The sequence below is a fragment of the Cellulomonas sp. GbtcB1 genome (assembly GCF_019091725.1).
Taxonomy (GTDB): Bacteria; Actinomycetota; Actinomycetes; order Actinomycetales; family Cellulomonadaceae; genus Cellulomonas.
The window spans coordinates 1-237 of the sequence record NZ_JAGXJG010000554.1; the positions used below are offsets into that span (position 1 = coordinate 1).

1 pseudogene is annotated in these 237 nt (G+C 75.5%); it reads right to left on the minus strand.

Annotated elements, in window-relative coordinates:
• Positions 1-217 (minus strand): annotated as a pseudogene (locus tag KVT14_RS21360) (ABC transporter ATP-binding protein); the annotation flags it as partial.
• Between the last annotated feature and the right edge of the window lie 20 nt (positions 218-237).

Consider the following 237-nt stretch of genomic DNA (forward strand, 5'->3'; position numbering starts at 1 on the left):
CGGCGGCGGCCAGGGACCGCAGCAGGGTGGACTTGGCGGAGCCGGACGCCCGGACGACCGGGACCATCTGCGGCGCGTGCACCAGCAGGTAGAGCCCCTGGAGGGCCTGCACCTCGACGCCGCCGGACCGGAAGAAGCGGACCACGGCGTCGCACGCGACGAGGGCCTCGCTCCCGAACTCCACGGGCGCGGCGAGCCGCTCGCCGAGCTCCTCCACGATGCTGCGCTGCACGGTGC